This is a genomic window from Novosphingobium sp. Fuku2-ISO-50, from assembly GCF_001519055.1.
GTDB lineage: Bacteria > Pseudomonadota > Alphaproteobacteria > Sphingomonadales > Sphingomonadaceae > Novosphingobium.
This window is the reverse complement of sequence record NZ_KQ954286.1, coordinates 69,652-96,553: the sequence shown is the minus strand read 5'-3', so window position 1 is coordinate 96,553 and position 26,902 is coordinate 69,652. Positions and strand designations below refer to the sequence as shown.

Sequence of the window (26,902 nt, the reverse complement as noted above, 5' to 3'; positions counted from 1 at the left end):
CATTGTTGTCGGCCAATTCGGTTGCGCCAGGTGCGGTTCCGTCTACGCGGAGTGTGCCATTGCGGCGTCAGCGGCGCCCGGCGCGAGGCCGCGGTGCGTTTCGACGGCAATGCCCAGTTGGGTCAGCCATTCGCGGGGCAGGGTGCCGCCAGCGCAGATGATGATGGCGTCGTTGGGGATGGCATGCGTGCCGCTTGTATCCTCGATGACCGCGGCATCGGGGGTGATGGCGACGGGTCTTGCGCCCAGGTATTGTGTGATCCCGCTTGTCTGTCCCAGCGCGGCGCGGTTTTCGCGGCGCGCGCGATCGAAGGCTTTGCCGCGATGGACCAGCGTGATTCGCGTTTCGGGGAATTCGGCCAGCGCGATTGCGGCCTCGAGCGCGGAATCGCCGCCGCCCACGATCATGACGCGCAGGCCCGCATATTGACCGGGATCGCTCAGCCGATAGACCACTTTGGCAAGATCTTCGCCCGGCACGCCCAGCCGACGCGGCGTTCCCCCGCGGCCCATCGCCAGCAGAACGCGCCGCGCGCGATAGCGTGCCTTGTTCGAGACGACGACAAAGCCGCCGTCTTCGCGTTCGATATCGCGCACGCGCTCTTCATAGCGGGGGCTGAGGCCGGTACGATCGAGCACATCCTGCCAAAAGGCGAGCAGGCCTTCCTTGCTGATCGAGCCGAGGCGGACTTCGCCGATCAGCGGCAGGAGAGCGGGCGCGGTCATGACCAGCTTGCCGCGCGGATAATGCGCCACCGATCCGCCGAGCGTCGCCTGATCGAGCGCGACAAAGCGCAAGCCGTGCGCGATCGCGCCGAGCCCCGCCGCCATGCCCGCCGGGCCGCATCCGACGATGACCAGATCGAGCTGATCGGCAGCCGTCGCAGGGGAGCGCGCCAATGCAGCGGCGATCTGGTCGATGGCCTCGCGCCCCTGGTTGATGGCGTTGCGGATGAGGCCGAGCCCGCCCAGTTCGCCCGCGATGTGGAGCCCAGCGACGCTGGTCTCGCTGCCGGGGCCGAGCACGGGCAAATCGATCCCGCGCGTCGCAGTGCCGAACACGAGGCCGATGGCTCCGGTCGGGCAGGCATCACGGCATGTCCCATGGCCGACGCAGGCCCATGGCTCGATCAAGGTCGCCGTCCGCCCGACCAGCCCGAGCACGTCATGTTCGGGGCAGGCGCGCACGCAGGCGCCGCAGCCGATACAACGCGCAGGGTCGATCACGGGGTGCAGGCTGGGTGGCTCGGCAAGGCCCGTCGCGCGGTTGTGCGCCAGAAGCGCGCGGTTGCGCCGGGTGCGCAAGGCATGATGGCGTGCCCAGCCGCCGATCGCCAGAAGCAGCGGCAGGGCATAGACCGGAACAAGGGCAACAGTGACGATCATCGACCAGGAATCATGGTGTCGGTGCTTTCGGGCACGCTTTTGCAGTGCCCTTGTTGTGCAGATGATGACAAAAGACCGGCGAATGCCAGCAAAATCTGGCATCACAGGATTTACCGGAAACAAGGGCGGATTCGCATGATGGACGGCGCGGCGGCAACGATCGGGAAGGGCGGGGCAATTCATGCCGCGCGCGCCCCGCGTTTGCGCGCGCCGTGGGTCGATGGGGCGGTCGCTGCGCTGGTGCTGGGCGCGCTGGCATGGGGCTGGGCGACCCGGCGCGATGAAGCGCTCGATCCGCATGGCTGGCCGGGCTATCTCATCGGTCTGGCCGGTACGGTGATGATGCTGTTTGCAATCGGGTTTTCCTGGCGCAAGCGGGTGGCGCAGGGCCGCGTCACGGTGGCCTGGTGGTACAATGCGCATGTCCTGCTTGGCCTGTTCGGCCCGGTCGCGGTGCTGGTTCACGCGCGGTTTGCCTGGGGCTCGATCAACAGCAGCTTTGGGCTTGCCGCGATGGGGCTGGTGGTCGCCAGCGGGCTGGTTGCGCGCTATGCGCTTGGCCCGGCGCGACGCAAGGGGCGTCGTTGGGCCGAGGCGTGGCACTATCTGCACGCCCCGCTATGCATGGTTCTGGTCATGGCGGTGATCGTCCATATCTATATGGCGCACGCCTACTGATGCGGCGGCTGATCGGCCTTTTCGCGCTGATGGCGCTGATCGTTATCGCCGGGGGCTTGCGCGCCGAAACGGTGATCGAGCGGATGGTCAGTCCGGGGCCGTTGTCGCCCGCGCATGCCCGGCTCGAAACGCGGTGCAACGCCTGCCATATCTCGTTTCATCGCGCCGCCCAGAAAGAGCAATGCCTGTCTTGCCACACCGGGATCGCGCGCGACATCGCCACGCATACGCGCTGGCACGGGCTGGTGCCCGCAGCACGCGGCGAACGGTGCAGCAGTTGCCATGTCGAACATCGCGCAAGCACCCAGGCTCTCGCCCGGCTGGACCGCAAGGATTTCCATCATGGCACGCAGACCGCCTATCGCCTGACCGGGGGGCATGCCCGCACCGCCTGCGCCGCGTGCCACACGGGCATGACTCGCTTTCGCGAAACGCCGCAGGCCTGCGCCGGGTGCCATCTGCGCCAGGATGTGCATCGTGGCAGGCTAGGCCCGGCATGCCAGTCGTGCCACACCACCGGGCGCTGGCGCGACGTGCTGCCGTTTGACCATGATCGCACGCATTATCCGCTGACCGGGGCGCATCGCACGGTGGCGTGCCTGGGCTGTCATGTTCGGGAACAATGGCGCGGGGTTTCGACCGCGTGCGTCTCGTGCCATTTGCGCAAGGACGTTCATCGCGGGGCCGATGGGCCGCGCTGCGAATCCTGCCATCTGACGACCAATTGGCGCGGCATCGTGTTTGACCATGACCGCGTCGGCGCCTTTCCCTTGCGCGGGGCGCATCGCGCGGTTGCCTGTGCCGGCTGCCATGCGCGCACGGTGCGCCCCGACAAAGCGCCGGTGGCCTGCGTCGGGTGCCATCTGCGCGAGGATGTGCATCGCGGCAGCGACGGGCCCAAATGCGAAAGCTGCCACAGCCAGAGCACCTGGAAAGTCGCGACATTCGATCATGCCAAGACCAGCTTTCCGCTGATCGGGGCACATGTCCGCGTGACGTGCGTCGCCTGCCATCCGCAATCGGTCGACAAAGTCAAAGTCGGCAACCGGTGCATCGACTGCCATCGCAAGGACGATGTCCATATCGGCGCGCTCGGCCCGATGTGCGAACGATGCCACAAACAGACCAGCTTCATCATTCCCGGCCTGCCGCGCATCCTGACGCCAAGGCCTGGCACCGCAAAAGGGGATTTCCCGAGGTCAGGCCTGAAGCCCTGACCTCCTGAAGTATTGACCATTTCTCGATGCCCCCGCATCGTTGGCGACAGAGAGGATAAGACAATGGCCAAGCCAGGATTGTGGGACAAATACGTCGTGCCGCGCATGATCCGCTGCGCGTGCGGTCAGCCGGAGATCATGCATCTGCGGCGCGCAGTCGTGCCGCAGGCCGCAGGCGCGGTGTTTGAACTGGGGTGCGGCGGGGGGATCAATCAGCCGCTCTATGACGCTGCCGCCGTGACCAGCTTTGCCGGAATCGACCCTTCGCCCGAATTGCTGGCCTATGCGCGGGCTGCGGCGCAGCACCGGGGCTGGCCGGTCGTGCTCGATGAAGCAGCGGGCGAAGCGATCCCCTTTGCCGACGCCAGTTTCGATACGGTGGTGACGACCTATACGCTTTGTTCGGTCGCCGATCAGGGCAAAGTGCTGGGCGAACTCTATCGCGTGCTGCGCCCCGGCGGGCGGCTGTTATTCCTTGAGCATGGGCACGCGCCCGATCCCGGTGTCGCTGTGTGGCAACGCCGGATCGAACCGGTGTGGAAGCGGCTGATGGGCGGATGTCACCTGACCCGCCCGGTCGGCGATGCGATCGTGGCGGCGGGGTTTGACCTGACGCAGCGCGAAGGCCGGTATCTTCCCCGTGCGCCGCGCTTTGCCGGATGGATGGAATGGGGTGTCGCCATACGGCCAGGATGACCTTCGGCGTCTTGCGTCGCCAGTCGCAAAGGCATAGCGGGTGCGTCAGGCGCGTACCGTGCGCCTGGCCGATCGAGGAGCAAGCCGATGACCACCGATTATGCGCGCGCCCGCGCCCTGCTCAACGATCCGCTGACCAACCGGGGCACGGCCTTTACTGTTGCCGAGCGCGACCATTTCGGGCTGCACGGCCTTTTGCCGCCGCATGTCCTGACGCTGGACGAACAGATCGCGCGGCGGCGGCAGATGCTCGAAAGCATGGATACCGATTTCCATCGCTACGCTTTCCTGCGCGAATTGCAGGATACCAACGAGATTCTGTTTCACGCCGTCGTGCAAAGCGATCTGCCGCACATGCTGCCGCTCGTCTATACGCCGACCGTGGGCGAAGGCTGCGAACGGTTCAGCCAGATCTTTCGCCGCCCGCGCGGGCTGTTCCTGTCCTGGCCGAACCGGGATCGCATCCGCTCGATCCTCGCCGATCCGTCGCTGGATCGGGTCAAGGTCATCGTCGTTTCGGATGGCGAGCGCATTCTCGGGCTTGGTGATCAGGGCGCGGGCGGGATGGGCATCCCGATCGGCAAGCTGGCGCTCTATACGGCCTGCGCCGGGTTTCATCCCGCCGAAGTCCTGCCGATCCTGCTCGATGTCGGCACCGACAATGCCGAGCGGGTCAATGATCCGCTGTATATCGGTTGGCATGCGCCGCGCGTGCGCGGGGCCGATTATGACGCCTTTGTCGAAGAATTCGTCAGCGCGGTCGACGAACGCTTTCCCGATGTCCTGCTGCAATGGGAGGATTTCGCGGGCAAGAACGCCTATGATCTGCTCGGGCGCTATCGCCACCGCCTGCTGACCTTCAACGACGATATTCAGGGCACGGCCGCGACGGCGGTCGGCACTTTGCTGGCCGCGGTGCGCGTTACCGGCGTGCCGCTATCGGCGCAGCGCGTGGTGCAATACGGGCTCGGCGCCGCGGGCAGCGGGATCGCCGAAATGCTGGTTCAGGCGATCATGGCCGAAGGGGTCGACGAGGCGACGGCGCGGCGTACGATCTGGCCGATCGACCGCAATGGCCTGATCCTGTCCGACATGGCCGATCTGCCGCCGCAGCAAGTGCCGCTGGCCCGCGATCCCGCCGATGTCGCTGGCTGGGCACGGATTGGCAACGGGCGCATCGGGCTCGAACAGACGATCGCGCAAGTCCGCCCGACCGTGTTGATCGGCACGTCGGGTCAGCGCGACGCGTTCAACGAAGGCACCGTGCGGCTGATGGCCAGCCTGACCGAACGCCCGGTTATTTTCCCCCTGTCCAACCCGGTTTCGCGCGCCGAAGCGCACCCGGCGGATATTCTGCGCTGGAGCGAAGGGCGCGCGATCGTCGGTTCGGGCAGCCCGTTCGGCACGCCGGGCGTGACCCAAGTCAACAACGTCTATGTCTTCCCCGGCATCGGCCTCGGCGCGATCGTGGCGAAAGCCGGCGTTGTGACCGACGGGATGTTCATGGCGGCGGCGCGGCGGCTGGGTGAACTCAGCGAACCGGGCGAACTGGGCGGCGAAATCGGCGACGGCAGCGCCGAAGGCAATCCCGGCCTGTTGCCGCCGATCACTGCCTTGCGCGAGGTTGCGCTGCAGATCGCCTATGCCGTGGCGCAACAGGCGCTGGCCGAAGGCGTTGCGGGCGTCCCCGCCGAGACGATCACGCTCGATGCGATCGCCGCGCAAATGTGGGAGCCGGTTTACGATTGAGGCGCAAGTCCGGCGTCATCGAGCAGGCCGCGTGCCCGCAGGGCGCGGAACACGCGGTTGACCACCGGGTTTGACCAGCCGCAATTGGTGGCGAAATCGCGTTGCAGCGTGTCGTGGTGCAACTGGTGCGCGGCGGGTGTCATCAGCAGGCCCATGCGGCGCAGCGCGCGGACGGGGCGCGGCGCGGGGTTGCGGTGCAGGCTGCCGTGGAAATACTGCGCAAGCCCGCTGCCGGTGACGAGCGCTGTGCCAAACGCGATCAGCCAGCCGGGCGCATGGCCGAGGATCGCCACCGCATTGAGCGCGAGCGCGGCAGGCAGCGCGGCGATGATCAGCGTGGGGCCGATTTGAGTCCACAGCGAGCGACGGCCCAGCGCATCGGGGCGCGGGTGATGCGTCTTGAAATCATAGGCGATGCGCTGAAACGGGGTGAGCCGCGCCATGCAGGCGGCGCGCAAGGCGAGGTATTCCGCGCTTTCGCGGCTGCCTTCGTAAAAGAAGATGTCCGCGAGGCCGCGTCCGGGCGGGCAGGGGTGATAGTCGAGCGCAAGGTGAACCAGCCCCGAGGCAAGATCCGCCGCATACCATCCCGCCAACAGCGCGGGCATGCACAGCCAGTCGAAACGCGAGACCAACAGGCCGAGGCTGACCATGAGGCTGATCGCGAAAACGGCAAGGACAGTGCGGCGGTACAACACGATCGCGCTCCGGCTTGGGGAACCGGGGCGAGGCATAGCGCGCCTGATGCGATCAGGAACCCGAACGTAGCACCAAAGCGGCGATACCTGTCGCATGGTCGGTCATGAACAGATAGGCATCGGTGCCGGTCTGGCGGTCCTTGTTGATCGATTTCGCCGGGATCGCGCCGCTCGCCTTGTCCTGATGCGCGATCAGCCAGCGCTTGGCCTTGTCGAGCGGCCCTGTTGCCACAGGCAGCGTGGATTCGCGCAAGGCGAACGCGACAATCGCGGTGGCATAGCCGTCGCTCGCGGTGGGCAGCGGGGTCTTGTCGACGCGTTGCCAGGGGGCCAGCGCGGGCAGGCTCCAGCCGCCGTCGGCGCCTTGCGCGGCGGCAAGCTCGGCAACGATCGCGGCGCGCTGCGCAGGGTCGGCAATGCCGTGCAATTCGCTGTCGGCAATCAGGATCAGCGCGCGGCTATAGAGCGATTGTCCGGTCAGTCCGCCGCGCAAATAGCCGCGCAGCGCCTCGATCTGCGGCGCGATGGCGGGATCGGTGGCATAGCTTGCCGGTGCGCGCGCCACGGCAAGCGCGGCGAGCGTGGCGCCCCAATAGGTCGCGGAAGGCGATTCCCAGGGTTCGAGATGGAAATTGAGCCAGGGAAACCCGCCTTTGAGATCGCCCGACTGCATTTGCAGCGCCCACATCTGGGCAAAAGCCTGACGTGTGTCGGTGCCGAACAGGCCGCGTTCGTTATCGCGGGTAACCAGAAACAATGCGTTCAAAACGGATTCGACGCCGCGCGCTTCGCCCGATTTGGCCATGCCGTTTTTCTGGTCGGTGTAGAACGGATCGACCTCGTGCCACAGATAGACGCGTTTGGTCACATCGTCGAACATCGCCAGTTCGGCGGGGCTGCGGCTATGGTCGCCGAGCGTTGCGCGCAGTGTGGGGCGGGCGAGGACATGGGGCAGCGCGGTGTGGCACGAGATGCACACCGTCTCATGGTCGCGTTGCGATTTGGGCCAGTGCCGCCACCAGTCGAGCCGGGTGTCGAGATAGCGCGCCGCTGCGGCGGCATCCCATGTCGGCGCTTTGGGTGCGGCGGCCTCAGCCTGCGCAACCAGCGCGAAGAGAAACGCGGCGCCCGCGCCGATCAGCGGCGCGCGACGCACCATGGCAGAAAGCAAGTTCATGGCCGCGATGCTATCGCAAGGCGGCGGTTATCCGCACACCTTATTACGGCTCGCGATTACGGCTGGGCCACTGGCTCACGCATTGCGGTATCGGGATCGACGAGAGCGGTCCGGCTTTGCTTGCCCCAGCCGCCGCCGCCGGAAAGAAACGCGATCCAGCCCCAGCAGGCCCCGGCATGGCGCAAGAGCTGAAACGTGAACGGCTCAAAGAACGAGGCGATCAGCGCCGGGCCGAGCCCGAGCCCGTCGCCATGCCCGGTCCAGCGGCGATAGAGCGTGATCGACCAGAGATGAAAGCTCAGGTCGATCACCACTTTGGCCAGCATGACGCCGACGATCGCGCCTGCGACCGGCAGAGCCCCTCGCACCAGCAACGAAATCAGGATGAAGAACGCGACCATGCCATAGATCGGCTGCACGGTGTCGAACGCCTTGACCACCAGCATGCGCGTGCCCAGCTTGCCGAAAGCGGGGTTGCCGACCATGTCGCGATTCCAGTGCTGCGTTTGAAGAAATCCGCCGAACCAGCGGCGGCGCTGGCGCATGAACGCCATCGGACTGGCCGGGGCGTCAGTGCTGGCCGTCGCCCGACCGACCACGCGCACGCGCCAGTCGAGCCCGGATTCGTGAGCATGGCGGTGCATGCGGTGGATCAGTTCGTAATCCTCGACCATGCAATCGGGATCAAACCCGCCGACCCTTACCACCGCTGCCCGGCGAAAACCGGCAAAGGCCCCGGAAATGAGCAAGAGACCATCCTGTTGCATCCAGGCAAAGCGCGAGAGAAAATTGCGCACATATTCATAGCGCTGGAACCATTGGAACAGCCGTTCGACGGGCCGCTTGCCGCAAATCGGGATCAGCACGCCGGTCGCGGCGACGAGTTCCGGCTCGGCGGCAAAGGCGTCGCGCATCGCTTTCAACGCGCCGGGATCCAGCAGGGTATCGGCATCGACCGTCAGCATCAGTTCGGTATCGATCAGCGGGATCGCCGCGTTGAGCGCCCGCGCCTTGCCGCCATGAGGCAGGCGCAGCCAGCGCAGCGCGGGCAGGACCGGCGAGGGCGCGCTCATGTTCCCGACGGCGGGTGGTTCGAGGCCATAGAGGCGGCGCAGCACGTCGGCGCTGCCATCGGTCGATCCGTCATCGGCAAGCAGGATCAGTTCGGGCGGTTCTTCCTGCCCGGCGAGCGTGTCGATCGTGATGCGCAGCGATTGCGCTTCGTTGTGCGCGGCGATGATCGCGCCCATCGCGGGGCGCGGTCCCTGTCGCAGCGGCGGCGCGGCGCGCATCGTCCGGCGCAACGGCCAGAGCTGCACTGCCGTAAACCCGAGCAGGAACGTATCGTAGCCGATATAGACCAGACCGACGGACCAGCCGAGCAGGCTTTGACGGATCAGGCTTTGCCACAGCAGGACGACGAACAGCGCCGGTCCGGCCCAGCCCAGTGCCGTGCCCATCCAGGGGACCGGGCGCGGAGAAAGACGCGGCGAAAGCGCCCGAAATCCGGGATCAAGAATGCTCATTGCTGAAACCTGTGCGATCTGGGATGAATATGAGCTTGCAGGAAGGCCGCGCCATGGCAGGTTTTCCCGTATCGTGACACAGGTATTGCCGGAGAATCCCAAAAATGCCCGAAAGACCGCTTAACGGCCGCTACACCTCGATCGCCGTCGCACTGCATTGGCTCGTTGCCATCGGCATCATCTTCAACTTGTGGAAAGGCTTGGGCTTTGACGCGCTCGAAGCCGCGCATCCCGATCAGATCGGCGCCGCGGTCGGGCTGCACAAATCGATCGGGATTACCGTGATCGGCCTCGTCATCCTGCGCGTGTTGTGGAAAATCGGCCATCCCGGCCCGGCCCCGCTGCCCGCCCTCAAGCCGTGGGAGCGCAAGCTGTCGACCGGGGTGCATCACTTGCTCTATCTGCTGATGCTTGTGGTGCCGCTGGCCGGATGGCTGCATGATTCGGCGTGGAAAGCAGGCGCCGCGCATCCGCTGGTGCTGTTCCGGGTGATCCCCTGGTTCCGATTCCCGTTCTTTTCCGGGTTGAGCGATGCGGGCAAGGATTACTGGCATGACCTGTTTGGCGGCGTGCACACGATTACCGCCTATGTCCTGATCGGCGCTTTGGTCCTGCATGTTGCCGGCGCGCTCAAGCATCAGTTCCTTGACGGGCAAGCGCAATTTCGCCGGATGTGGTTCGGCAGATAATCGCCCGGCGCTGACGCGCGATGGATGAGGCGGTTCCCTTGCATCGGCCCCCCCGCGTCATGGGGGTGGCCGATCTTGCGCTGTTCTATATCGTCACCGGGATTTCGCTGCGCTGGATCGCCTCGGCGGCCATGCTCGGGCAGGCGGCGCTGTGGTATTGGGCGCTGGCTTTCCTTGGTTTCTATATCCCGCTGATCGCCGCGGTGATCGAGCTTTCGTCGCGCTATCCGCAAGAAGGCGGGCTCTACGTCTGGGTTCGCGAGACATTCGGGCCATTTGCCGGATTCATGGCGGGCTGGAGCTATTGGACGTCGAACCTGCCTTATTTCCCGTCGGTATTCTATTTCGATGCCGGCAATGCGCTCTATCTCGGCGGGCCCCGGCTGCAGGCGATGACCGGCAGCACGGTGTATTTCATGGTGTTTGCGCTGATCGGTCTGGCCGTGATCACCGCGATCAACATTGCCGGGCTGAAATGGGGCAAATGGCTGCACAATATCGGCGCACTCGGGATGTGGGTGCCGGCGGCGATCGTGGTCGTGCTGGCGGCGTTTTTTTGGGCCCGCTTTGGCAGTGTCACGCGGTTTGATGCGGCGGCATCGATGCCGAATTTCGACCTGGCCCATCTCGTCATCCTGTCCGGGCTCGCCTTTGCACTGTCGGGCCCGGAAGCGGCCAGTTTCATGAGCGGCGAAATCCGCGATCCGCGCCGGACCATCCCGCGCGCGCTGCCGCTGGCCGGGCTGGTCGTGCTGCCGGTCTATATTCTCGGGACGATTGCGGTGCTGGTGATCATGCCGGCGGGCGAGGTCAATCCCTTGCAGGGGCTGGTTCAGGCGGGATCGCTTGCCGCGCACAAGTTGGGGGTCGGCTGGATCGCCTGGCCGCTGGCGCTGTTGATCACGCTGGGCAATCTTGGCGCGGCGAGCGGGTATCTCGCCGGTTGTGCGCGGCTGCCTTTTGCCGTGGGCATCGATCGCATGTTGCCCCAGGCTTTTGCCCGCGTGCATCCGCGCTGGGGGACGCCGTGGGTGGCGCTGTTGGTGCAGGGCGGGCTGGGGGCCGTTTTCTGCGTGTTGGGGCAGGCGGGGACCGGGGTGCGCGGCGCTTATGAAGTGCTTGTCAGCATGGGCATCATCGCGACGTTCCTGCCGTTTGCCGGGGTGTTTCTGGCGGTCATCCGGGTCAATCGCGGTGTTGGCGATAAAGGGGTGACACGGCTGCCGGGCGGGCGGGTGACATCGATCGGGCTCGCGCTGATCGGGCTGATCACGACGCTGGTCGCGCTGGTGCTGGCGGCGCTGCCGGCGGGCGATGAAACGAACAAACCGCTGGCCTTGCTCAAGATCATCGGGCTGACCGTGGTCCTGCTCGGTACGGGGGCGGCGATCTATCGCGCCGGGCGGCGCAAGGCGGCCTGATCAGTCCTGCCCAGATAGTTCGGCGATCCGTGCGCAGGCCTGCTCGTCCATCGATTTCAGTTCGGCAATGGTCATTTCCAGCGCGGTTTGCTGGCGTTCCAATTGCTTCATCCGCACACGGATCTGCGCGACGAGATGCTGCATCTGTTCCCGCTGCGTCGGGGCGGCATCATAGAGATCGAGGAATTCCTTGATTTCGCGGATCGAGAAACCCAGGCGTTTTCCGCGCAGGATCAATTGCATGCGCGCGACATCGCGGCGCGAATAGATCCGCGTATTGCCCACGCGCGCCGGCTCGATCAGGCCTTTGTCCTCGTAAAAACGCAATGCGCGGTGGGTGATCCCCAGATGTTCGGCAACATCGTTGATACCTTGCAGCCCGGCCTGCGCCGCGCCCTCGTCACCGGCGACCGGCGCGATCTCCTCCGCGCCCGAGAGGGCGGTTTCACCGGGATTGTCGGCCTCGTCCGCCAGATCGTTCATTGCCAATGGCCTGTTGTTCCCCACATGTCGTGTGTCATAACGGACCAGAAAGCCCGGGCGAGATCAAGGTGTATTCGGGACGGCGCTGCGGGCCAGTTCTTCGGCGACGAGTTCCTTTTTCGACAGCTTGCCGATCATCGTGCGCGGCAGCGAAGCGCGGATCTCGATTTCCTTGGGCAGTTCGATCTTGCTCAGGTTTTCGGCGAGAAACGCGCGCAGTTCGGCAGGCGTGATGGCCGCGCCTTCGTGCAGTTTGACGAACAGCTTGGGGCTTTGCCCGCGATAGGGATCGGGAATGCCGATGGCGATCGCTTCCTCGATCGCGGGGTGAAGATAGGCGGCTTCCTCGATCACCCGGGGATAGACATTATAGCCGCCGCACAGGATCAGATCCTTGATCCGATCGACCAGGTAGAGATAGCCGTCTTCGTCGAAATAGCCGACATCGCCGGTGCGCAGCGCACCATCGATGAATGTTGCGGCGGTATCGGCGGGCTTGTTCCAGTACCCGGCCATGACTTGCGGCCCCCGCGCGCAGACTTCGCCGCGCTCACCTTGCGGCAGCACCCGTTCTGGATATTCGCGGTCGCGGATTTCGAGAATGGTTCCGGGAAAGGCAACGCCGCACGAATTGGCGCGCGCTTCGCCGAATACGGGATTGCAGGCGATCACCGGCGAGGCCTCGGTCAGGCCATAGCCTTCGCAAATGCGCACCCCGGTACGCTGTTCGAAAGTCGTGCGCACGTCGAACGGCAGCGGCGCGCCGCCCGAAATGCACGCGATCACGCGGCTCATGTCGGGCAGTTCGGCGTCGGCCAGCGCGTTCATGGCGATGAACAGCGTCGGCACGCCAAAGAACATCGTCGGCGGCTTGCGCCGCATCGCCGCGCACATCGCCTTCATTTCAAAGCGCGGCAAAAGCACGAGTTCGGCGCCGATCAGGACCGAGAAATCGAGCACGGCGGTCAAGGCAAAGACGTGGAAAAACGGCAGCACCGCCATGGTCCGCTGCGGCGCGGGCAGTTCTATGCCGATATGCCGATGCTGTTGCAGCGCATTGGCAGTCAGATTGCGATGGGTCAGCATCGCCGCCTTGGGCACGCCGGTCGTGCCGCCGGTATATTGCAGAACGGCCAGATCGCCGGGCGCAAGCTCGACCGGGTCGGGGGCCGCGCGATTGCGAGTCAGACCGCCGAAATCGATATGGGTGAGCGTCCCGGTGCCCTTGGGCGGGATGCGGGCATGGTCGCGCCGTTTGAACAGGCGCCAGCCCAAAGCCTGCGGCCAGGGCAGAATCCCGGCCATCGGGCAGATCACGACAGCGCGCAAGGCACTGTCGGGCGCGACTTCGAGCACTTTGTCATGAAATTCGGCGATGTCGGGCACGGCGATCGCCACCGCGCCCGAATCGTTCAGCAAGTGCCGCAATTCGCGTGGTGTGTAGAGCGGATTGCAATTGACCAGCACCACACCGATCCGCGCGGCGGCGTAATAGAGCGCGATATAATGCGGCGTGTTGGGCAGGCATAGCGCCAGCCGGTCGCCCTTTTTGAGACCGAGATCCTGCAATCCGCGGGCCGCGCGCGTGACAAGGTCACCGATCGCGGCCCAGGTCCAGGTCCGGCCCAGGAAATCGACCCCGGGCCGGTTGCCATGATCGCGCACTGTCCGTGTCAGCAGGTCACCGATCAGCATGACCGGTGGTTGCCAGAGGGAAGGGGTGCTGTCGGAAGCAGAAGCGATCATGGCGGCCTCGGTATCGGGGTATGACGGGATCAGAAGCGCAAGCGACCGCCCAGCGAAAGGATGACCACGCTGGGCGAGGTCACTTCGCCGCTGAGCAGCACCGGCGTAACGGCAGAAGACCCGACATAGGCTGCGGTCGGACGGTCGAGCGCCGCCGTCGCCAGAGTCAGGTAATTGACCGCTGCGTCAAGCGTCAGCCCCTTGATGATCTCATGACTTGCGCCCAGTGCAAAGGTCCAGCGACTGCTGTCGGGCACGCGCGCATCGCGCTGATCTTCGCGCACCGGGGTAAGATCGCGCTGGATCCCGCCGCGCACCGTCCAGGCGTGGCCAAGGTCAACATCGAGCCCGAGCGCATAGTTCCAGGTGTTGCGATAATTTTCGGGGATCGCGGTATTGAGCGGCGCGCCGAGGTTGATCTGGTTGAACTTGCTCCAGCCAAAGCGGGTCACTTCGGCATCGAGCGTGAAGCGCTTGGTCAATTGATAGCGCACGCCCGCGCCGAGCTGCCACGGCGTTGCAAACGACGCGCTGGTCGTAGTTGTGCCGTTGTACGCGGCAAGCTGATACAGCAGGCCGGTCACCGCGATCTGACCGTCGAGATGGTGGTTGATCGACGACTTGTAGCTGGCGCCAAAGCTCAGCGGACCGGCGGAAATCCGCGTGCCCAGCGTAAAGCCGGCATCCCAGCCATGGCCCGAAAGCTCTTGCAGCCCGTCGGGCAGTTCTGCGGACAGATTGGGCAGGGCATTGCCGAATGTCGCGGTGGTGCGTTCGATATTGACCGCCGCGCCAAAGTTCACGCCGACGCCGTGGGGCGCGTCGAAATGGACGGCAAGGCTCGGCTGAATGTCGAATGTGCGCAGCCGGGTCGTCAGCGCAGAATAACGCGCAAAGCTGTCCGATGCATAAGTCGTGGTGAAATTGTACGGCGCACTGATCGCAAGGCCGACGGCAAGTTGATTGGTCAGCGCGTGGGCAATGGCGCCCTGCGGCACGACGCCGTTGTCGATCGGGTTGCGCGTGGTCGGATTGCCGCCGACGGTTGCCGCGCTCTGGCCCGGGCGCACGATCAGGGTGCCGGTATCGGTTACCGTCGCACGCGGCAGGATTGCCGTGGCATTGAACGAGGCTTCGCCGCCGGTCATGCCGCCGATCGCGGCGGGATTCCACCACAGGCTGTCAGGCCCGGTATCGGCGATTTCGCCCGAATAGGCGCGGCCCGCGCCGCGTGCCGATTGTTCCTGGATGTAGAAACCGGCGGCAAAGACCGGCTGCGCCGTTGCGCAAAGCCCGGCGCCGGCAATCAGGGACGTGGCAAGAAGTCGTGCAACGCGCGATTTGTCTGTCATGCTTTTCTCAAATCCAGATTGGGTTGGGGGTAGATAAGGGCACCCGCAGCGCGCGGGCGCGCCGGTTGATCAACGAATGCGCTGCCAGGTCTGGCTTTTGCAAAGCGGCCAGACGATGCATCCCTTGAGATTCAGAGTGTCGGTGCCCGAAAGCGTGATCGTGGCGTGATAAGTGCCGCCGTCTTCGGGATTGTAGATCGTGCCGCCGTCCCAGCCGTTTTTCCCGCGATGAAATCCTTCGAGCAGCATCAGGCCCTTGAGCAGGCGGGTGCGCCGCGCGGAATCGCTGTTCTTGGCATCGCGCATGTCGGGGTTGGTCCGGATCGAATCGGATTCGATCAGGTGGCCGCAAACGCCCGAACCGCATGGGGCGATTTCGACGATTCCGTGTTTTGACGGTGTGGCCCAGCGGCCAATGGCATCTTCGGGCCGGGCAGAAGCCTCGGCGGCGCCGGTCAATGCCGCGATAGTCGCAGCCATACCGGTGATGACCTGGATAAGTCCCCTCATAGTCTTGCATCCTTGCGCCCAACGCGACCGGCGTCTTTCGCCGTGACGAATCAACCTATGCCGCAAATTTTGATTGACGTATAGGGAAAGTTGCGCACCCTTAGAGAAGTAAGCTGCGCTGTTCGCGTTGCGGGGCTATGGATTCGTCCCTCTTCCGTGAAAAAGCCTGGCCTGAAAAGATTGATCTGAAAAGGAATCGTGATGCCCAACGTCGTTATTGCGGGTTACGCCCGGTCACCGTTTCACCTTGCCGGCAAGGGCGCGCTGGCGCGTACCCGCCCCGACGATCTGGCCGCAGCGGTTGTCCGCGCGCTGGTCGAACGCACCGGAATCGATCCGGCGGCGATCGAGGATCTGGTCGTCGGCTGCGCCTTTCCCGAAGGGGAGCAGGGCTTCAACGTCGCACGGCTGATCGGCCTGTTGGCCGGGCTCCCGCTGGCCACCGGCGGCATGACGGTCAACCGGTTCTGCGGCTCGTCGATGAGCGCGGTACACTATGCCGCCGGACAGATCGCGCTCGGCGCGGGCGAAGTGTTCATCGCCGCAGGCGTCGAAGGCATGAGCCGCGTGCCGATGCTGGGCTTCAACCCGCTGCCCAATCCGGCGCTGGCCAAGACCAGCAGCGCCTATATCGGCATGGGTGATACCGCCGAAAACCTGGCCACGCGGTACGGCATCGACCGCGCCACGCAAGAGGCCTTTGCGCTCGCCAGCCAGCACAAGGCGGCTGCGGCCATCGCGGCGGGCAAACTGGTCGATGAAATCGTTCCGATCATGACCAGGGCCGGGCTCGTCGATGCCGATGGTTGCCCGCGCCCCGGCACCACGGCGGAAGGCCTGGCCGGGCTCAAGCCCGCGTTCAGCGCCACCGGCACGGTTACGGCGGGCACGGCCTCGCCCTTGACCGACGGGGCGAGCGCGGTGCTCGTGGCGAGCGAAGACTATGCCCGTGCGCGTGGCCTGCCCATTCTGGCGCGTATCCGCAGCACGGCGATTTCGGGCTGCAGCCCCGACATCATGGGCATCGGCCCGGTCGAATCGAGCCGCAAGGCGCTGGAACGCGCCGGGATTTCCGTTGCTGACCTCGATATCGTCGAACTGAACGAGGCCTTTGCCAGCCAGTCACTGGCCTGCATCGCCGATCTCGGGCTCGATCCGGCGAAGATCAACCTCGATGGCGGCGCGATCGCGCTCGGCCATCCGCTCGGCGCGACCGGCGCGCGCATCGTCGGCAAGGCGGCCTCGCTGTTGCAGCGCGAGGGCGGCCGGTTTGCGCTGGCCACGCAGTGCATCGGCGGCGGGCAGGGCATCGCCACCGTGCTGGAGGCGATCTGATGAGCACGTCGGACACCATCGGACCTGTCAAAAAGGTTTGCGTCATCGGCGCCGGGGTGATGGGCGCAGGCATCGCCGCGCAAGTCGCCAATGCCGGTATCCCGGTCCTGCTGCTCGACATCGTGCGTGACCCCGCCGATCGCAATGCGGTTGCCGCGGGCGCGCTCAAGCGGCTGGAAAAGGCCGAGCCCGCCGCCTTCATGTCGCGCAAGGCGGCCAAACTGGTCGAAGTCGGCAATATCGAGGATGACCTTGCCCGCGTCGCCGAATGCGACTGGGTGATCGAGGCGATCATCGAGCGGCTCGATCTCAAGCACGCGCTTTATGAAAAGCTCGAAGCGGTGCGCCGTCCGGGTACGGCGGTGACGTCCAACACGTCGACGATCCCGCTCGGGCACCTCGTCACCGGGCGCGGCGAGGCCTTTGCGCGCGATTTCTTCATCACGCATTTCTTCAATCCGCCGCGCTACATGAGGCTGCTTGAAGTTGTCGCCGGGCCGCAGAGCGATCCTGCGCTCGTGGCGCGGATTTCCGACTTTGCCGACCGCACTTTGGGCAAGACGATCGTCGCGTGCAAGGATACGCCGGGCTTTCTTGCCAACCGCGTGGGCACGTTCTGGCTGCAAAGCGCGGTCAATGCGGCGTTCGAACTCGGTCTGTCGGTCGAAGACGCCGATGCCTTGGCGGGCAAGCCGATGGGCGTGCCCCGCACCGGGATTTTCGGTCTGGTCGATCTGGTCGGCATCGATCTCATGCCGCATCTCAAGGCCAGCCTGACCAGCACTCTGCCCGCAGACGATCCCTATCAGGCGATTGCCGTCGATCACCCGCTGATCAATCGGATGATTGCCGACGGCTATACCGGACGAAAGGGCAAGGGCGGTTTCTATCGTGTCAACCGCGAGGCGGGCAAACGGCGCGAGGCGATCGACCTGATCTCCGGTGAATACCGTCCGCAAGGCAAGGCCGCGCCGATTCCGGGCGCAGCGCAAAGGGATCTGAAGGCGCTGCTCGCGCTGCCGGGCAAAGCCGGGGCCTATGCCTGGGCGATTCTCGGCGCAACGCTCAGCTATGCCGCCGCGCTCGTGCCGCAGGCATCGGATGATGTCGTGGCGATCGATGTCGCGATGAAGCTTGGCTATAACTGGAAATATGGCCCGTTCGAACTGATCGACCGGATCGGCGTGGCCGATTTCGTCGCCCGGCTCGAAGCCGAAGGGCGCCCCGTTCCCGACATTCTGCATGTCGCCGCCGGGCGTCCGTTCTATCGCATCGAAGCGGGCAAGCGGCAGGTACTCGGGCTTGATGGCGTCTATCGCGATGTGGTCCGCCCCGAAGGCGTGCTGCTGCTCGAGGACATCAAGCTGTCGGCCAAGCCGATCATCAGGAACGGTTCTGCCGCGCTGTGGGACATCGGCGATGGCGTTGCCGCGCTGGAATTCACCTCGAAGATGAACGCCATCGACGGCGAAATCCTCAAGCTCATCGGGCAGGCGGTGCCGCTCGTTGCCAAGAATTTCAAGGCGCTGGTGATCTATAACGAAGGCGGCAATTTCTCGGCGGGCGCCAATCTCGGCCTTGCCATGTTTGCCGTCAATATCGCGGCCTGGGGCGAGATCGAAAAGCTTGTCGGGGGCGGGCAGATGGCGCTCAAGGCGCTGAAATATGCGCCGTTCCCGGTCGTCGCCGCGCCTGCGGGCATGGCATTGGGCGGCGGGTGCGAGGTCGTGCTTCATGCCGACGCGGTCCAGGCCCATGCCGAAAGCTATATCGGCCTCGTCGAATGCGGGGTCGGGCTGGTCCCGGGCTGGGGCGGCTGCGGCGAAATGCTCGCGCGTTGGCAGGGTATTGGGGGGCAGGCCATGCCGGGGATGCCCAAAGGCCCGATGCCTGCGGTATCGAAAGTGTTCGAAACGATTTCGACCGCGACTGTGTCGAAATCGGCGGCACAGGCGGTCGAGCTTGGCTTCCTGCGTCCGAACGACGGCATTTCGATGAACCGCGATCGCCTGCTGGCCGATGCCAAGGCCCGCGCGCTGGCGCTGGTTCCGGGCTATCAGCCGCCCGCGTCGCCGACGTTCCGCTTGCCGGGCGCCGGGGGCAAGGCGGCGTTGACGCTCGCCGTCGAAGGGTTCCGCGCACAGGGCAAGGCAACGCCGCATGACGCGGTGGTCGCCGGGCATCTGGCCGACGTGTTGACCGGCGGCGAGGCCGATCTGGTCGACACCGTCACCGAGGGCGATCTTCTGGCGCTCGAACGCAAGGCGTTCCTCGCGCTTGTCCGCCATCCCGCAACGCAGGCCCGCGTCGAGCACATGCTCACCACCGGCAAGCCCCTGCGTAACTGATAGATAAAGGAAACCTGGATATGCAGGTCTATTCCCCGCCTTTGCGCGACATGCGCTTTGTGCTCAATGAACTTCACGCGGGCGACGGCTTTGGCGATCTGTCCGCCTTTGCCGAGATCACCCCCGACCTTGCCGATGCGGTGCTGACCGAAGCGGCCAGGATCTGCGATGGCGTGATCGCGCCGCTCAACCGCAGCGGCGATGAGGAAGGCTGTCACTTTGAAGACGGCGCGGTGCGCACGCCCGCCGGGTTCAAGGCTGCCTGGGACCAGTTCGTCGCCGCCGGGTGGAACGCGCTTGTCCTGCCGACTCAATGGGGCGGGCAGGGCTTGCCCGAAGCGCTGGGCAAGCTGGTCGATGAAATGGTCTGCGCCGCCAATGTCTCGTTCAGCCTCTATCCGGGGCTGACCAACGGGGCGATTGCGGCGATCGACGGCTATGCTTCGGACGCGCTCAAGGCGACTTATCTGCCGAAAATGGTCGGCGGCGAATGGTCGGGGACGATGTGTCTGACCGAGCCGCATTGCGGCACCGATCTCGGCCTGTTGCGTACCCGCGCCGACCCTGTCGAAGACGGCAGCTATCGCGTGTCGGGCGCCAAGATCTTCATTTCGGCCGGCGAACAGGATCTGACCGACAATATCGTCCATCTCGTGCTGGCGCGCCTGCCCGATGCGCCCAAGGGCGTAAAGGGGATCAGCCTGTTCCTCGTGCCCAAGTTCCTGCCCGATGCACAAGGCGCATGGACCGTGCGCAACGAGGCGCGGTGTACCGCGATCGAACACAAGATGGGCATCAAGGCTTCGGCCACGTGCCAGATGCTGTTTGAAGAGGCGACCGGCTGGCTGGTCGGCGAGCCGCATCGCGGGCTCGAAGCGATGTTCACGATGATGAATGCGGAGCGCGTCGGCGTCGGCATTCAGGGGCTGGGCATCGGCGAAGCGGCCTATCAGGCGGCCGTGTGGTACGCCAAGGACCGCGTGCAGGGCCGCTCGCTGGCGGGGACGAAGCATCCCGAAATGCCCGCCGACCCGATCATCGTGCATCCCGATGTGCGCCGCATGCTGTTGACCATGCGCGCCTGGAACGAAGGGTGCCGGGGCATCGCGGGCTGGGTCTCGCGCGCGCTCGATGCGGAAAAGCATGCCGAAGATGCGCCGACCCGCACTCGCGCCGCCGAATTCGTCGCGCTGATGACACCGGTCGTCAAGGCGCTGTTCACCGACCTTGGCCTCGAAAGCGCGAGCCTTGCGGTGCAGGTCTATGGTGGGCACGGCTTCATTCGTGAAAGCGGCGTCGAGCAATACATGCGCGATGCGCGCATCGCGATGCTGTATGAAGGCACCAACGGCATTCAGGCGCTCGATCTGGTCGGTCGCAAGCTGCCGGCGAACATGGGGCGCAATCTGCGCGGCCTGTTTCACCCGATTTCGGCCTTTATCGAGGACAATGGGGCCTATGCGGGGCTTGCGCCGTTTGTGACCGGGCTGAAGCGGGCGTTCGAAGCCTTGCAGGGCGCGACCGCGATGATTGCCGAGCGCGGCATGCGCGATCCCGAAGAAGCGGGCGCGGCGGCGACCGACTATTTGCGGCTGATGGGGCTGGTTGCGATGGCCTTTATCTTTGCCCGCGCGGTCAAGGTCTCGCAGGCGCGGCTGGCCGAAGGGACCGATGACGCGGCGTTCTACACCGCGAAGGTCCAGACTGCCCGCTTCTTCTACGACCGCCTGTTGCCGCAAGCGACGGCGGCGTTTCTGGCGATCAAGGCGGGCAAGGCCTCGACGATGGCGCTCGACGAAGCCGCGTTCTGATTTAGCCGGTTTCGGTAATCGTCACCCCCTGCCTGACCAGTGCGGCGCGCAATGCCGGGCTGGTCAGGCGGTCGGTGACGAGATGGTCGATCGCATCCGCCCCGGCGATGCGGATCGGCGCCGCGCGGCCAAACTTGCTGCTGTCGGCAACGAGAATGACTGTTTTCGCCTGCCGGATGATGCGCCGCGCGACGAGCACTTCGTCGGCATCGAAATCGACCAGGTCGCCCTCTTCGGTCAGCCCCGAGGCGCCGATCAGCGCCAGATCGACGCGAAAATTGTCGATGAACTGATCCGCCAGGGCGCCGATCACCGCGCGATCTCCGGCGCGCACTTGCCCGCCGACAGCGATGACCGCAATGCCTTCGCGCCCCAACAGGCAATCGACGACATTGAGATTGTTGGTCACCACCATCAGCCTTTGATGATCGACCAGATGGTGCGCGACGGCCTCGGTCGTCGTGCCGATATTGATGAACAGCGAGGCGCCTTCGGGCACCAGCGCGGCAGCGGCGGCGCCGATCCGCGCCTTGGCCTGGGCCGCCATGCCGCGCCGTTCGTCATAGCGGGCATTGGCAATGCCCGAGCCGAGCTCTGCCCCGCCATGGACCCGCGCGATCAACCCGCGATCGGCCAGATGATTGAGATCGCGGCGGATGGTCTGTGGCGTGACTGAAAATGCGGCGGCGAGTGCGGCGACATTGGCTTCGCCCGCACGGCGCACCGCCGCGAGGATCGCGGCACGGCGCGTCGGGCTCCCCGGCTGCTTAGCCATGACGCAGCCCGGCAAGGAAGGCATCGACCTGATCGGCGGTCTGCGGCAGGACATGCAGCCCCATCTTGCTGCGCCGCCACAGCACGTCTTGCGCGGTGACGGCCCACTCGTTGCGCGCGAGATAGACCAGCTCGGCCTCGGTCAGCCCGGCGCCGAAATCGCGTCCGAGATCGTCCATCGTCCGCGCCCCGGTCAGCACCTCTTCGGCGCGGGTGCCATAGGCGCGCGCGAGGCGGCGGAGCAGCGGGCGGGGAAGCGCGGGATGTTCGCCCCCCAATTCGGCGACAAAGGCATCGAAGTCGCCGCCGGGCAAGTCTCCGCCCGGCAAGACCGCGCCCGCCGTCCACGCCGGGCCGGCCATCGGGAAATGCGGCTCCAGCTTTTCCAGCGCATGTTCGGCCAGCTTGCGAAAGGTGGTGATCTTGCCTCCGAACACGCTGAGCATCGGGGCAGCGCCATCGACCGTATCGAGATCGAGCACATAGTCGCGCGTCACCGCTGCAGCTTTGGCGGCATGATCGTCATGGAGCGGGCGGATTCCCGAATAAGTCCAGCGGATGGCGTCCGGCCCGATGTTGACCGCGAAATAGCGGCGCACGGTGTCGAGCAGATAGTCGATTTCGCTCTGGTCAATCGTGGCGGGCCCCGGCGGGGCGGTCCATGCTTCGTCGGTCGTGCCGATCAGCGTGAATTCGCCTTCATAGGGAATGGCAAAGACCACGCGTCGGTCGGGGTTTTGCAAAAGGAACGCGTGATCGCCGGGATAGAGCCGGGGCAGCACGATATGGCTGCCCTTGATCAGGCGTACGCCGCGCGACCCTTGGTTAGCGGTGTGCGTGCGCTGAATGACATCTTCGACCCAGGGGCCTGCGGCATTGACCAGCGCACGGGCGCAAACGGTGCGCCGGCCCGCCGCATCGGCGATAGTCGCCACCCAGCCGCCGTTTTCGCGCCGGGCCGAGACGAGCCGCGTGCGCGTCAACACGGTGGCGCCGCGCGCGGCGGCATCCATGGCATTGAGCACGACCAGTCGGCTGTCTTCGACCCAGCAGTCGGAATAGACAAAGGCGCAGGCCACGCCCGGATTGAGCCCGGCGCCTTGCGGTGCGTGGCGCAGATCGATGGTTTCGGTCGCGGGCAGGCGCTTGCGACCGCCAAGGTGATCGTAAAGAAACAGGCCGAGCCGCACCATCCAGGTCGGGCGCGGCGAATGGAGTTGCGGCAGGACGAAGCGCAAGGGCCAGATGATATGCGGGGCCATGCCCCACAGCCGTTCGCGCTCGATCAGCGCCTCGCGCACGAGGCGGAATTCGCCGTATTCGAGATAGCGCAGCCCGCCATGGATCAGCTTGGTCGAAGCCGACGAGGTGTGTTGCGCCAGATCCTCGGCCTCGACCAGCATGACCGACAGCCCGCGCCCGGCGGCATCGCGCGCGATCCCCGCGCCGTTGATTCCGCCGCCCACGATCAGCAGATCGACTTGCTCTTCAACGGCCATGGTGAAATGCTCCGGGGGTGAAATGCTCCGGGCGGGCATCGCCCGCGCGCTATGCAAAAACGAATTTGAAACGAACAGAAACGCGCTATAACGAACATCAAACGAAAATGCGAGAGGGCATCGGCATGAGCAGCGCGCAGCACATTCTGGCGATAGACCAGGGCACCACTTCGACCCGGGCGATCGTGTTTGACGCGGACGCGCGCCCCGTCGCCACCGCGCAGGCGGAATTTGCCCAGCATTACCCCGCCGCCGGATGGGTAGAGCACGATCCGGAGGACATCTGGCGCGATGTCCTGGTCACGGCAAACGAGGCGATCGCGCGCGCCGGGCTGAGCGCAGCCGGGATTGCCGCGATCGGCATTACCAACCAGCGCGAAACGACCGTGATCTGGGATCGTGCAAGCGGAGAGCCGATCTATCGCGCAATCGTCTGGCAGGATCGGCGCACCGCCGAAACGTGCCACGCGTTGAAAGCAGACGGCGCCGAGCCGCTGGTCAGGGAACGCACCGGACTGGTGCTCGACCCCTATTTTTCAGGGACCAAGATCGCCTGGATTCTCGATCATGTTCCCGGCGCGCGGGCGCGCGCCGAACGCGGCGAACTGGCCTTTGGCACGATCGACTGTTTCCTGCTTTGGCGGCTGACCGGCGGCGCGGTTCATGCAACCGACGTCACCAATGCCGGGCGCACGCTGATCTATGACATCCATCGCCAGCAATGGGATGAAGACTTGTGCCGCCTGTTGCGCGTGCCGATGGCGATCCTGCCGCAAGTGCATGACAACAGCCGCCTGTTCGGCACGACCGCGCCGGGCCTGTTCGAAACGCCGATCCCGATTGCCGGGATGGCGGGCGACCAACAGGCGGCCCTGTTTGGCCAGGTGTGTTTTCAGCCGGGCGAGGCCAAATCGACGTATGGCACAGGCTGCTTCATGCTGCTCAACACCGGGGACAAGGCGCTGGCGTCCCGCGGCGGATTGCTGACCACACCCGCCTATCGGCTGAACGGGCAGATGACGTATGCGCTTGAAGGCTCGATCTTTGTTGCCGGGGCGGCGATCAAGTGGCTGCGCGACGGGCTTGGCGTGATTACCCACGCCAGCCAGACGCACGATATGGCGACCAGCGTCGAGGATTCGCACGGCGTGTATATGGTTCCCGCGTTTGCCGGGCTGGGCGCGCCGCATTGGGATCCGGACGCGCGCGGCGCGATCTTTGGGCTGACGCTGGGTTCGACCCAGGCGCATCTGGCGCGGGCGGCGCTGGAATCGGTCGGTTTTCAGACGCGCGATCTGGCCGCGACGATGGCGGCCGATGGCGCGACCTGGCCGGCGGCGTTGCGCGTCGACGGCGGCATGGCGGCCAACGACTGGTTGTGCCAGTTTCTCGCCGACTTGCTCGACACCCCGGTCGAGCGGCCGGACCATCTCGAAACCACGGCGCTGGGCGCGGCGTTTCATGCCGGGCTGGCCGTCGGGGTGTGGAGCGGGCTCGATGCGCTGGCGCACACCTGGCAGCGCGGTGCGCGGTTTGTCCCGGCAATGGATGCTGCGCGACGCGCAGGACTGGTCGCCGGGTGGCAGGATGCGGTATCGCGCACGCTTTCACGGCGATGACCGGTGATTCGCGCGGGGGCGAGAATGAAGAACGGATATGTCCGGGTGGCGCTGATTATTGCCGCGTTGGCGCTGGGACTGGCGGTTGTGGCGATGTTTGCGGGGTTTGACGGCGTGCGGATCGAGCAAACGGGATCGACGCACAAGGGGTGATGGCTCCGGCCTGTCAGGCACCTTGTGCGGCGCACAATTCTGTCGCAAGGGACGGGGGTCTTATGGCGTCGGGAACCCTCGGAATGACTTTGTCCGCTCGTTTTTCTTCGGCGCCGCGTCTGGCGCTGGTCTGTTGCGCCGCGGTTTTTGGCTTGGCGAGCTCTGGCGCGGCCCATGCCGCCGACGAGGAAATCCAGGTTTACATGAACGACATCAATCTCCCGCATCAGCCGGGGCTTGAGCTTCATGTCAACGATGTGGCTTCCGGCGACGCAAGCCCGGACTATCCAGGCGCACAATCGAGCCTGCATCGCCTTCGGCTCACACCTGAATGGTCCTATGCGCTGGACGATCATTTTGAACTCGGCGCCTATCTGCCGTTGACCACGCTTGACAGTGCCGGGCATTTTCGCGCCGACGGCTGGAAAGTGCGTGTCAAATGGCTGGGCCAACACAGTGAGCGCGGGTTTTTCTACGGGATCAATTATGAAGTCGGGCGAGTGGGCTATCGGCTTGACCAGAACCCCTGGAACAACGAAATCAAGCTGATCGGCGGCTGGGAAGGGAACAAGTGGATTGTCGGCGCCAACGCCAATTTCGACTTTGCGCTGTCGGGCCCGGCCAAGACCCCGGCGGACGTCCAGGTGGCGACCAAGCTCGGCTACAAGCTCACCGAAAACACCGTGCTCGGGGTCGAAAGCTACAACGGGGTCGGCAATTTGCGCAATCTCGGCAATTTTTCGGGCAGCGACCAGTCGACCTTTATCGCGCTCGATACGAAAGTCGGGCGCTGGGATTTCAACGCCGGGGTCGGCAAGGGCTATGGCACGAGCAAGGATGACGTCATCGTCAAGCTCATCATCGGGATTCCGGTCGGGTAACAGGCCGCATCACGTGCCTGGCGCCATGCGCTGCATGTCCTCGCCCAAATCCTGACCGCGCCCCTGAGCCCCGCGCGCGAAATGGGCGATGATCCAGTCGCGCAGCAGAAAGATCGCCGGGTCCGACAGGTCTTCGGCATGGGTTTTCAGGTAATAGCCATAGCCGTCGGCGCTGATGCAGGGAAACGGCATGACCAGCGTTCCGGCGGCGATCTCGTCGGCAAACATGTCGATGTCGGCCAGCACGACGCCCGTTGCGCCGATGGCATAGCGCACGGCCGAATAGGCGGTGTCGAACGCCAGCCCGCCGCCCGCGTCGATGTGTACGCGTTGCTGATCGGCATAGGTGCTCCACAACAGTCCGCGCGGTTCGTTGTCGAGCTTTACATGCAGCAATTCGGCGGCCTGCAAAAAGGCTTCGAGCGTCTTGCCCTGGTGTGCGGCCCAGGTCGCGGGCGAACAGAGCGGGGCGACGCGCACCATCCACAACAGATCGGTAACCCGGTCATCGACATTGGGCCGGTCGAACACGATCGCCATGTCGACATTGCCTTGCGGCGTACCCGTCACATTCGACGTGGTGACATCCAGGCGGATTTCGGGATGTTCGCGGCGAAATCCGTGCAGCAGCGGCAGCGCGGTCTGATAGAGCAGCGAGGGCGGGATATGCAGCCGCAGCGGGCGGCTTTCGCTGTCGCGGTTGCGCACCGTATTGATCGTTTCTTCGAGCCGATCGAGGCATTTGGCCACCACCGGCAGCAGGATTTCGCCCGCCGGTGTCAGGCGCAGGCCGCTGGCGGAGCGGTCGAACAGCGGCTTGCCGATCAGGTCTTCCAGACTGGAGACATGGCGGCTCATCGCGCTTTGCGACACGGTCAACGCTTGCGCCCCGGCAGTAAAGCTCAGGTGTCTGCCCACAGCCTCGAACGCGCGCAGCGCGTTGAGCGGAAGCCAGCGGCGATTGATCAGACGGTTGCTCGCGATCGTGTCGGCTCCGTTGCGTTTGGTCCGCGCCGATCCGGGGGCCCGGGCTTCGGCTTTGGCGTTGTCAATGATCTCGCTCAATAGCATGCTCCGAAAGCGATGACGCGTTCCACCCGTAAAAAAGGCTGCACGAAAAATCGAATATGGTCATGACTTAATGGGATTCGCTG

Annotated in this window: 23 protein-coding genes; 12 read left to right on the top strand and 11 right to left on the bottom strand. The window is 65.2% G+C overall.

Features of this window, described 5'->3' with window-relative positions; translation table 11 throughout:
* Positions 1 to 42 precede the first annotated feature (42 nt).
* The gene (locus AQZ50_RS03410) at positions 43 to 1,386 is read right to left on the bottom strand and encodes an NAD(P)-binding domain-containing protein (protein ID WP_067742697.1); all 1,344 of its coding nucleotides are present in this window, start codon (positions 1,384 to 1,386) and stop codon (positions 43 to 45) included.
* 135 nt (positions 1,387 to 1,521) lie between these two features.
* On the opposite strand from AQZ50_RS03410, the gene AQZ50_RS03405 reads away from it, so the two are divergent.
* The 4 genes from AQZ50_RS03405 to AQZ50_RS03390 all read left to right on the top strand — a co-directional run bounded on the left by AQZ50_RS03405 (position 1,522) and on the right by AQZ50_RS03390 (position 5,726).
* Positions 1,522 to 2,064 carry a pyridine nucleotide-disulfide oxidoreductase gene (locus tag AQZ50_RS03405; protein WP_156427213.1) on the top strand — a complete coding sequence of 181 codons (543 nt, stop codon included), beginning with the start codon at positions 1,522 to 1,524 and terminating at the stop codon, positions 2,062 to 2,064.
* Positions 2,064 to 3,281 carry a cytochrome c3 family protein gene (locus tag AQZ50_RS03400; protein ID WP_231730088.1) on the top strand — a complete coding sequence of 406 codons (1,218 nt, stop codon included), beginning with the start codon at positions 2,064 to 2,066 and terminating at the stop codon, positions 3,279 to 3,281. The genes AQZ50_RS03405 and AQZ50_RS03400 overlap by 1 nt, the downstream gene beginning before the upstream one ends.
* 63 nt (positions 3,282 to 3,344) lie before the next feature.
* Positions 3,345 to 3,977 carry a class I SAM-dependent methyltransferase gene (locus AQZ50_RS03395; protein WP_067742691.1) on the top strand — a complete coding sequence of 211 codons (633 nt, stop codon included), beginning with the start codon at positions 3,345 to 3,347 and terminating at the stop codon, positions 3,975 to 3,977.
* Between the two features lie 87 nt (positions 3,978 to 4,064).
* Entirely contained in the window at positions 4,065 to 5,726 is a 1,662-nt protein-coding gene (locus AQZ50_RS03390) for an NAD-dependent malic enzyme (RefSeq protein WP_067742688.1), read from the top strand.
* On the opposite strand, the gene AQZ50_RS03385 is transcribed toward AQZ50_RS03390, so the two are convergent.
* Genes AQZ50_RS03385 through AQZ50_RS03375 form a run of 3 tightly spaced genes read right to left on the bottom strand, consistent with a single transcriptional unit; the run spans position 5,717 to position 9,127 of the window.
* Positions 5,717 to 6,424 carry a fatty acid desaturase CarF family protein gene (locus AQZ50_RS03385; protein WP_369801367.1) on the bottom strand — a complete coding sequence of 236 codons (708 nt, stop codon included), beginning with the start codon at positions 6,422 to 6,424 and terminating at the stop codon, positions 5,717 to 5,719. The genes AQZ50_RS03390 and AQZ50_RS03385 overlap by 10 nt on opposite strands.
* Positions 6,425 to 6,476: 52 nt before the next feature.
* Positions 6,477 to 7,601, bottom strand: a complete 1,125-nt coding sequence (locus tag AQZ50_RS20870) for a hypothetical protein (protein ID WP_231730087.1) — start codon at positions 7,599 to 7,601, stop codon at positions 6,477 to 6,479.
* A 56-nt stretch (positions 7,602 to 7,657) separates the two neighbouring features.
* Positions 7,658 to 9,127 (bottom strand): glycosyltransferase family 2 protein, encoded by a 1,470-nt coding sequence (locus AQZ50_RS03375; protein ID WP_067742682.1) that lies wholly within the window; start codon positions 9,125 to 9,127, stop codon positions 7,658 to 7,660.
* A 104-nt stretch (positions 9,128 to 9,231) separates the two neighbouring features.
* Here AQZ50_RS03375 and AQZ50_RS03370 point away from each other — a divergent pair, with 104 nt between their 5' ends.
* Positions 9,232 to 9,816 (top strand): cytochrome b, encoded by a 585-nt coding sequence (locus AQZ50_RS03370; RefSeq protein ID WP_067742679.1) that lies wholly within the window; start codon positions 9,232 to 9,234, stop codon positions 9,814 to 9,816.
* 38 nt (positions 9,817 to 9,854) lie between these two features.
* Complete coding sequence (locus AQZ50_RS03365) at positions 9,855 to 11,237, top strand: APC family permease (protein ID WP_197412371.1); 1,383 nt, start codon at positions 9,855 to 9,857, stop codon at positions 11,235 to 11,237.
* On the opposite strand, the gene AQZ50_RS03360 is transcribed toward AQZ50_RS03365, so the two are convergent.
* From AQZ50_RS03360 to AQZ50_RS03345, 4 genes are all read right to left on the bottom strand, one after another.
* A complete protein-coding gene (locus tag AQZ50_RS03360; RefSeq protein ID WP_067742673.1) occupies positions 11,238 to 11,720 on the bottom strand; it encodes a MerR family transcriptional regulator in 483 nt (160 codons plus the stop codon). It abuts the gene before it with no gap.
* A 63-nt stretch (positions 11,721 to 11,783) separates the two neighbouring features.
* A complete protein-coding gene (locus tag AQZ50_RS03355) occupies positions 11,784 to 13,415 on the bottom strand; it encodes a long-chain-fatty-acid--CoA ligase (protein ID WP_067742670.1) in 1,632 nt (543 codons plus the stop codon).
* Between the two features lie 80 nt (positions 13,416 to 13,495).
* The gene (locus AQZ50_RS03350) at positions 13,496 to 14,818 is read right to left on the bottom strand and encodes an OmpP1/FadL family transporter (protein ID WP_067742666.1); all 1,323 of its coding nucleotides are present in this window, start codon (positions 14,816 to 14,818) and stop codon (positions 13,496 to 13,498) included.
* 69 nt (positions 14,819 to 14,887) lie between these two features.
* Complete coding sequence (locus AQZ50_RS03345) at positions 14,888 to 15,328, bottom strand: DUF2147 domain-containing protein (protein ID WP_231730086.1); 441 nt, start codon at positions 15,326 to 15,328, stop codon at positions 14,888 to 14,890.
* 201 nt (positions 15,329 to 15,529) lie between these two features.
* Between AQZ50_RS03345 and AQZ50_RS03340 the strand changes: the two genes are divergently transcribed.
* Genes AQZ50_RS03340 through AQZ50_RS03330 form a run of 3 tightly spaced genes read left to right on the top strand, consistent with a single transcriptional unit; the run spans position 15,530 to position 20,822 of the window.
* Complete coding sequence (locus tag AQZ50_RS03340; protein ID WP_067742660.1) at positions 15,530 to 16,663, top strand: thiolase family protein; 1,134 nt, start codon at positions 15,530 to 15,532, stop codon at positions 16,661 to 16,663.
* Positions 16,663 to 19,011 carry a 3-hydroxyacyl-CoA dehydrogenase/enoyl-CoA hydratase family protein gene (locus tag AQZ50_RS03335; RefSeq protein ID WP_067742657.1) on the top strand — a complete coding sequence of 783 codons (2,349 nt, stop codon included), beginning with the start codon at positions 16,663 to 16,665 and terminating at the stop codon, positions 19,009 to 19,011. The genes AQZ50_RS03340 and AQZ50_RS03335 overlap by 1 nt, the downstream gene beginning before the upstream one ends.
* 20 nt (positions 19,012 to 19,031) lie before the next feature.
* A complete protein-coding gene (locus AQZ50_RS03330) occupies positions 19,032 to 20,822 on the top strand; it encodes an acyl-CoA dehydrogenase C-terminal domain-containing protein (protein ID WP_067742654.1) in 1,791 nt (596 codons plus the stop codon).
* A gap of 1 nt (position 20,823) precedes the next feature.
* On the opposite strand, the gene AQZ50_RS03325 is transcribed toward AQZ50_RS03330, so the two are convergent.
* Together AQZ50_RS03325 and AQZ50_RS03320 are read right to left on the bottom strand one after the other, a co-directional pair.
* The gene (locus AQZ50_RS03325) at positions 20,824 to 21,597 is read right to left on the bottom strand and encodes a DeoR/GlpR family DNA-binding transcription regulator (protein ID WP_067742651.1); all 774 of its coding nucleotides are present in this window, start codon (positions 21,595 to 21,597) and stop codon (positions 20,824 to 20,826) included.
* Complete coding sequence (locus AQZ50_RS03320) at positions 21,590 to 23,095, bottom strand: glycerol-3-phosphate dehydrogenase (RefSeq protein WP_067742648.1); 1,506 nt, start codon at positions 23,093 to 23,095, stop codon at positions 21,590 to 21,592. The genes AQZ50_RS03325 and AQZ50_RS03320 overlap by 8 nt, the downstream gene beginning before the upstream one ends.
* Before the next feature lie 125 nt (positions 23,096 to 23,220).
* Here AQZ50_RS03320 and glpK point away from each other — a divergent pair, with 125 nt between their 5' ends.
* From glpK to AQZ50_RS03310, 3 genes are all read left to right on the top strand, one after another.
* Positions 23,221 to 24,714: a glycerol kinase GlpK gene (glpK, locus tag AQZ50_RS03315; RefSeq protein ID WP_067742645.1), complete on the top strand. Its 1,494-nt coding sequence runs from the start codon at positions 23,221 to 23,223 to the stop codon at positions 24,712 to 24,714.
* 24 nt (positions 24,715 to 24,738) lie between these two features.
* Positions 24,739 to 24,867, top strand: coding sequence for a hypothetical protein (locus AQZ50_RS21110; protein ID WP_255354590.1), 129 nt, complete (start codon positions 24,739 to 24,741; stop codon positions 24,865 to 24,867).
* Positions 24,868 to 24,950: 83 nt separating this feature from the next.
* Positions 24,951 to 25,748 (top strand): hypothetical protein, encoded by a 798-nt coding sequence (locus AQZ50_RS03310; RefSeq protein ID WP_231730085.1) that lies wholly within the window; start codon positions 24,951 to 24,953, stop codon positions 25,746 to 25,748.
* 9 nt (positions 25,749 to 25,757) lie between these two features.
* Here the strand turns inward: AQZ50_RS03310 and AQZ50_RS03305 are convergent, their stop codons facing one another.
* Positions 25,758 to 26,819 (bottom strand): LysR family transcriptional regulator, encoded by a 1,062-nt coding sequence (locus AQZ50_RS03305; protein ID WP_082703386.1) that lies wholly within the window; start codon positions 26,817 to 26,819, stop codon positions 25,758 to 25,760.
* Between the last annotated feature and the right edge of the window lie 83 nt (positions 26,820 to 26,902).